General features: G+C 71.0%; 7 protein-coding genes and 1 pseudogene. 4 read left to right on the top strand and 4 right to left on the bottom strand.

What is annotated here, in order from left to right; translation table 11 throughout:
* The 3 genes from purM to I5G_RS05230 all read left to right on the top strand — a co-directional run.
* The coding region (gene purM / locus I5G_RS20760; protein ID WP_022878121.1) for a phosphoribosylformylglycinamidine cyclo-ligase at positions 1-920 on the top strand (920 nt) is incomplete at its 5' end.
* 6 nt (positions 921-926) lie between these two features.
* A complete protein-coding gene (gene purF / locus I5G_RS05235) occupies positions 927-2393 on the top strand; it encodes an amidophosphoribosyltransferase (RefSeq protein ID WP_022878120.1) in 1467 nt (488 codons plus the stop codon).
* Positions 2390-3607, top strand: a complete 1218-nt coding sequence (locus I5G_RS05230) for a CynX/NimT family MFS transporter (protein WP_022878119.1) — start codon at positions 2390-2392, stop codon at positions 3605-3607. The genes purF and I5G_RS05230 overlap by 4 nt, the downstream gene beginning before the upstream one ends.
* A 6-nt stretch (positions 3608-3613) precedes the next feature.
* Here the strand turns inward: I5G_RS05230 and I5G_RS05225 are convergent, their stop codons facing one another.
* The gene (locus I5G_RS05225; protein ID WP_022878118.1) at positions 3614-3796 is read right to left on the bottom strand and encodes a DUF3073 domain-containing protein; all 183 of its coding nucleotides are present in this window, start codon (positions 3794-3796) and stop codon (positions 3614-3616) included.
* Between the two features lie 163 nt (positions 3797-3959).
* On the opposite strand from I5G_RS05225, the gene I5G_RS05220 reads away from it, so the two are divergent.
* Positions 3960-4475 (top strand): universal stress protein, encoded by a 516-nt coding sequence (locus I5G_RS05220; RefSeq protein ID WP_022878117.1) that lies wholly within the window; start codon positions 3960-3962, stop codon positions 4473-4475.
* A gap of 3 nt (positions 4476-4478) precedes the next feature.
* Here I5G_RS05220 and I5G_RS05215 read toward each other — a convergent pair whose 3' ends face one another.
* The 3 genes and pseudogenes from I5G_RS05215 to I5G_RS20755 form a co-directional block, all read right to left on the bottom strand.
* Positions 4479-5084, bottom strand: a complete 606-nt coding sequence (locus I5G_RS05215; protein ID WP_022878116.1) for a PadR family transcriptional regulator — start codon at positions 5082-5084, stop codon at positions 4479-4481.
* Positions 5084-5365 carry a hypothetical protein gene (locus I5G_RS05210; protein ID WP_022878115.1) on the bottom strand — a complete coding sequence of 94 codons (282 nt, stop codon included), beginning with the start codon at positions 5363-5365 and terminating at the stop codon, positions 5084-5086. The genes I5G_RS05215 and I5G_RS05210 overlap by 1 nt, the downstream gene beginning before the upstream one ends.
* Positions 5366-5370: 5 nt before the next feature.
* A pseudogene (locus I5G_RS20755) lies at positions 5371-5900 on the bottom strand (phosphoribosylaminoimidazolesuccinocarboxamide synthase); the annotation flags it as partial.

Below are 5900 nucleotides of genomic sequence, written 5' to 3'. Positions count from 1 at the left end.
CGATCGCGCAGGCGATCGACAAGCACGACACCATCGGCGAAGACCTCGTCGGCATGGTCGTCGACGACATCGTCGTGGTCGGCGCGCGCCCGCTCTTCATGACCGACTACATCGCGTGCGGCAAGGTCATCCCCACCCGCATCGCCGACATCGTGGCGGGCATCGCGCGCGGTTGCGAGCTGACCGGCACGGCACTCGTCGGCGGCGAGACGGCGGAGCACCCGGGCCTCCTCGGCATCGACGACTACGACGTCGCGGGTGCGGCGACCGGCGTCGTCGAGGCCGACCGCGTCCTCGGCGCCGACCGGGTCCGCGGCGGCGACGTCGTGCTGGCCCTGGCCTCCAGCGGTCTGCACTCCAACGGCTACTCGCTCGTGCGTCACATCGTCGCGGGCCGCGGCATCGCGTACGGCGCGGCTTCGGCCGAACTGGGCGGCACGTGGGGCGAGGCGCTCCTCGAGCCCACGCGGCTGTACACCTCGCCGCTGCTGCGCCTGCTCGGCGATGCGGCGGTGGGAACCGGCATCCATTCGCTCAGCCATGTCACGGGCGGCGGGATCGCGGCGAACCTCGCGCGCGTGCTGCCGCAGAACACGTGGGTCGACGTCGACCGGTCGACGTGGAGCCCGCCGCCGGTGTTCCGGGTGCTGGCCGACCTCGGCGACCTCGAGCTGACGGCCACCGAGGGCACCTGGAACCTCGGCATCGGCTTCCTTGCCGTGGTCGCTCCGGAGGTCGTGGATGCCGCGATCGCGGCGCTGCGGGCCGACGGCATCGACACCTGGCAGGTCGGTGTGGTGCGCGACGACGCGCGTCCCGACGGAGAGTTCGAACAGGGCGCGAAGGGCGTCGACGGGGGCGCGGTGCGTCTGGTCGGCTCGTACGCGGATGCCGGCTTCCCGGCGAACGGAGCGAAGTAACACCCCATGTGCGGCATCGTCGGCATGGCCGGGCAGGGCCCGGTCAACCAGGAGATCTACGACGCGCTCCTCCTCCTCCAGCACCGCGGCCAGGACTCCACCGGCATCGCGACGGCGGAGGCGAGTGGCGTCTTCCACATCCACAAGGCCCGCGGGCAGGTGCGCGAGGCGTTCCGCACGCGCGACATGCGCGCGCTGCTCGGAGACATCGGTCTCGGCCACGTCCGCTACGCGACGAAGGGCACGGCCTCCAGCGAAGAAGAGGCGCAGCCCTTCTACGTCAACGCCCCGTACGGCATCGTCCTGGTGCACAACGGCAACCTCACGAACACCCGCGAGCTCACGAGCGAGCTGTTCCACAAGGACCGTCGGCACCTGAACACCAGCTCCGACACCGAGCTGCTGGTCAACATCCTCGGCTCCGAGTTGCAGTCCGAGATCTCCGGCCCCGACCTCGACCCGGCCCAGGTGTTCCGCGCCGTGGCGCGCGTGCACGAGCGCGTCGAGGGCTCCTACGCGTCGATCGCGCTCATCGCGGGCTACGGACTCCTCGCGTTCCGCGACCCGTTCGGCATCCGTCCCCTCATCCTCGGCAAGCGTCCGGCGGGCGGCAGCGACGGCCGCGAGGAGTGGGTCGTGGCATCCGAGTCGCTCGTGCTCGAGAACGCGGGCTTCGAGGTCGTGCGCGACGTCGAGCCCGGCGAGGCCGTGTTCATCACCCTCGACGGCACGCTGCACGCGCAGCAGTGCGCGACGAACCCGACGCTCGCGCCGTGCTCGTTCGAGTACGTGTACCTCGCCCGTCCCGACTCCGTGATGAACGGCATCTCGGTGTACGAGGCGCGTCTGCGCATGGGCGAGCGCCTCGCCGACACGATCGCGAAGTACACCCCGCACGGCTCGATCGACGTCGTCATGCCGATCCCCGACTCCTCGCGCCCCGCCGCGATGCAGGTCGCGCGCAAGCTCGGCATCGAGTACCGCGAGGGCTTCTACAAGAACCGCTACGTCGGCCGGACGTTCATCATGCCCGGGCAGGCGGTCCGCAAGAAGAGCGTGCGTCAGAAGCTCAACGCGATGTCGACCGAATTCCAGGGCAAGAACGTCCTGCTCATCGACGACTCGATCGTCCGCGGCACCACCAGCCGCGAGATCATCCAGATGGCTCGGGATGCCGGGGCGAAGAGCGTCACGTTCGCGTCGGCCGCTCCGCCGGTCCGGTTCCCCCACGTGTACGGCATCAACATGCCCTCGCGCCACGAGCTCGTCGCCCACGGCCGCACGATCCCGCAGATCGCGGAGGAGCTCGGCTGCGACTACCTCGTGTACCAGGAGGTCGAAGACCTCAAGGCGGCGATCATGGAGGGCAGCGACCTCGTCGACCTCGACATGAGCTGCTTCGACGGCCGTTACGTCACGGGCACCGTGTCGGACGAGTACCTCGCCTGGGTCGAGGGCAGCCAGGAGTCTTGACCTCCCGCCGCGCGGGAACGGTCGCGTGGGCGGCCGCAGCCATCGTGCTGCTCGCCCTCACGCTGCGGATCGCCGTGGCATCCCTGTCGCCGTTGTTGACGGCGATCTCTCGCGACTTCCCGCTGCCCGCGGCGGTCGTGGGCCTCATCGGGATGGCGCCGCCCGTGGCGTTCGCGCTGTCCGCCGTCGTGACCCCGGCCATCGAGCGCCGGGTCGGTCTGGAGCGCCTCGTCCTGATCGCCGCGTCGACCGCGGCGGCGATGCTCGGCCTCCGGGCCGTGGCGGTGGATGCCGGGACGCTCCTCGCCGCGACCGCGGGGGTGTTCGCGGCGGTCGGTGTGGCCAACGTGCTGCTCCCCGCCGTCGTGAAGAAGTACTTCCCCGACCGGGTCGGGCTGATGACCACCGTCTACTCGACGACGATGGCGGTCGCGACGTTCACGCCGCCGCTCGTCGCGGTGCCGCTGTCGGAGGCGATCGGCTGGCGCGGCTCGTTCGCGGTGTGGGCGTTCGTCGGGGTGGCCGCGGTGGTGCCCTGGGTGGTGACGGCCGTGCGGGCTCGGGTGGGTCGCGACGACATCGTCGAGGAGCCGCGCGCGTCGGTGCTGTCGCGCATCGTGCGCGTTCCGCAAACGTGGGCGCTCGTGATCACGTTCGCCGTCAACTCGTCCGTCGCGTACGGCATGTTCGCGTGGATGCCGGCCATCCTCATCGACACGGCGGGTGTCGACGCGGCCACCGCGGGTGGGCTTCTGGCCCTGTTCTCGTTCATGGGCCTGCCGGTCGCGCTCGTCGTCCCGGTGCTCGTGGCGCGCCTGCGCCGGACCGCGCCGTTCTACGCCGTGGCCGTGGTGAGCGGCCTCGCCGGTGTCGCGGGCCTGCTGTTCGCGCCCGCGGCCGCGCCGGTGCTGTGGGTCGTGCTGATCGGGCTGCCGCCGCTGATGTTCCCGATGGTGCTCGTCCTGTTCGGGCTGCGCACGCGGTCGCACGAGACCGCGGTGGCTCTGAGCGGGTTCGTCCAGGCGGCCGGCTACGGGCTCGCCGCGCTCACGCCGCTCGCGCTCGGCGTGACGCACGAGGTCAGCGGAGGTTGGACCGCCGGGCTGCTCGTGCTGGGCGCCGTCATCGCGATCGTCATCCCCGCGGCGGTCGTGATGGTGCGATCGGAAACGATCGAAGCGGCGTGGGAACGCCGCCACGGTCGAGCGTGGTGAGAAGGGTTACGCCTTCTCGTCCTCGTACTCGTCTTCGTACTGGTCGGCCCACTTGTCGACGTACGCGTCTTCACCCGAAGCGGGTGCGCCGAGTTCGCGCTCGAGAGCGGAGTAGTTCACCGAGTAGGTGTCGTACTTCAGCTCACGGGCGATCTTGGTGTTCTTCGCCTTCTGACGGCCACGCCCCATGCGAGACCCCCTCACGATCGACGTCGAGGGCCGTGCTGCGGGCCCTGCGTATTGCGGTTCCGGACCGAGCCGGTAAGAGTAACAGCCAGGATATCACGGTGCTTTCTGACCCCGACTGTCGACGGTCGGAGCGAGGTCAGGCCGCGCGAGCAGAGGAGCCCCCATGGCAGACAACACCCCCGCCCCGAAGCGAGCAGGAGCCGTGATCGCGGGCGTCGTCCCCGGGCAGTCGCCCCGCGTCCTGCGGGCCGCCGCCCGTCAAGCAGCCCTGGCGGGAACCGACCTCGTGATCGCGCACGTCGACACGACGCGCTTCGTCGCCTTCGAAGACCCGGACGGCTACGTGAACCCCTCCACGATCGATGTCGCCGGTGCGTCGGCCCGTGCCGCCCTCGCCGAGGTTCAGACGGCCGCCGACGCGGCCCTCGCGGGCGAGACCGTGTCGTGGAGCGTACGGCAGGTGATCGGCGATCCCGCCCTCGCTCTGATCCACCTCGCGGACGAACTGGACGCGTCGCTGCTGGTCGTCGGCACGCGCAAGCGCGGGCTGGGGGAGTCGCTGCGCGAGTTCCTCACCGGTTCCGTCGCGGCGCGGCTCACCCACCGGCAGCACCGTCCCGTCCTGGTGGTCCCGCTGGGTGAGCCGATCGCGCCCGAGGAGGAGCTCGTCTGGGAGTGACGCTCAGCCGCGCAGTGCGCGGGTGACCGCGTCGGACGCCTGGCGCAGCGCCGACTCGATGGCATCCACACCGGATGCCGTGAGCTCGCCGCCGCGAGCCACGTGGGAGCGCAACTCCGCGCGGGCACGTCCGCGGAACTCGGTGATCGCGGCGTCGGCGCGGTGCAGTTGTTCGCGGCTGCGGGTGCGCGAATCGTCCGCGGGCTCCTTCTGCGCCTGCTCGCGTTCATCGCGCGACGCGGCGGCGAGGTCGGCGCGGAGGCTGCGCATGGCATCCCGCACGCTCCCGCGGACCTCGTCGGCGATGAGCCGGACGCTGTCGGCGAGACCGGCCTGGATGCCTTCCAGGTCGCCCTCGCGCGCGGTGACCTCGGCGCGCCCGGCATCCGTGATCTCGTAGACGGTCTTGCGGCCGTCGACGGTCTTGGTGACCAGGCCCTCCTCCTCAAGCTTCGCGAGGCGGGGGTAGATCGTGCCGGCGGACGGCGAGTAGGTGCCGCCCGTGCGCTCGGTGAGCGCCTGCATGAGGTCGTACCCGTGGCGGGGCCCCTCGGCCAGCAGGCTCAGGATGTAGAGGCGCAGATCGCCGTGCGAGAAGACCGGGGCCATCACCACTCCTCCTCTCCGGCGAGTTCGTCGGGACGCAGGCCCGAGACGCCGCGACGGAGGACCGTGATCTCGCCCGAGACGGTGTTGGCCCGCACATCGACGAACGACCCCGCGAGGGCGCCGGTCGAGCCGGTGTAGTTCGTGGGTCCGTTGCCGGAGCGCACGTGTCCGTCGATCTGCACGCGTCCGCTCACCGAGCGCGCGACGTAGTTGGCGGGCAGTCCGCGGTCGAGGCGGATCGTCGCCGAGCCGCTCACGGAGTTCAGGCTGATCGACTGCACCGTGCCTCGTACGTGATGTTCTCGTCGTGCTCGCCCATCGGCGCCTTGTAGGCGGGCGTGTACAGCGGTTCCGGCAGCCGGTCGCCGTCGCCGAGTCCCTCGGGAAGCGGGATGCCGCACACCGTGCGCGACTCCTGGTATTCGGCCCAGCCCGATCCGGTCAGGTACCCGCGCACGACGCACTCGATCGGCTGCATGTCGAGCGACCGGACGAGCATGGCGCGTCCGCGCACGGCATCCGGGATCAGCTCCACCGCATCGTCCCCCTCGAGCACGTGGTCGGCGGCGAGATGGTTCGGGATGCCAGGCCCTCCGTCGGCGCCCGCGAGACGGTCGAACCACCACAGGCTCAGCGTCGTCAGCAGGACGCCCTTGTCGGGGATGCCGGGGCTCAGCACGTGGTCGAACGCGCTGACCCGGTCGCTCGCGACGACCAGCAGGTGCGCGGGCGTGGCGTCCTCGGCGGTGTCGGCGGGAACGTACAGGTCGCGGACCTTGCCCGAATAGACGTGGCGCCAGCCGTCGNGACGAGGGG

This window comes from Microbacterium sp. B19 (genome assembly GCF_000333395.1).
In the GTDB taxonomy this organism is placed as follows: domain Bacteria; phylum Actinomycetota; class Actinomycetes; order Actinomycetales; family Microbacteriaceae; genus Microbacterium.
The sequence above is the reverse complement of the archived record's forward strand: the minus strand, read 5'-3'. Positions and strand labels throughout refer to the sequence as shown.